Raw genomic sequence first — 435 nt, forward strand, 5'->3', positions numbered from 1 at the left:
CCGCGATTGGGATTGCGGTAGCCGGTAGCGTGCTCGCGGCCGGTTACGTTCAGCACATTCAGCCGGCTCTGCCCCAGCTACCCGAGCCTGCCCGTGGTCCGGTGGCCGATTCTCTGGCCGCCGCGTTACAGGTCGCCGACCGCGCAGGACCAGCTGGTCAGCCGCTGGCCGAGTTCGCCAGAGCCGCATTCGTACACGGAAGTGGTCAGGCGACACTGGCGTTGGCGGCGCTGACCGCCGCTGGGGCACTCGTCCTCGCCGTCTTTGCGCCAGGTAGACGCAGCCGTACGACAGCCACCGCGGGTGATGGACGTCGGTGAAGGTCGGCCAGGGTGTCTATTCTTCGGTGTGATTCGTGTCTGTGGCCCGGAGTTGGGCTCGGGCTTGGGACTGCATGAAGTGTTCGACCTCGACCACCACGAACAGGGCAGTAGC

At 66.4% G+C, this 435-nt stretch carries 1 pseudogene; it reads left to right on the forward strand.

Annotation, left to right across the window (positions count from 1 at the left end):
* Positions 1 to 320 (forward strand): annotated as a pseudogene (locus MTX35_RS25420) (MFS transporter); the annotation flags it as partial.
* Between the last annotated feature and the right edge of the window lie 115 nt (positions 321 to 435).

The sequence above is a fragment of the Rhodococcus sp. ARC_M12 genome (genome assembly GCF_022810385.1).
In the GTDB taxonomy this organism is placed as follows: Bacteria; Actinomycetota; Actinomycetes; order Mycobacteriales; family Mycobacteriaceae; genus Rhodococcoides; species Rhodococcoides navarretei.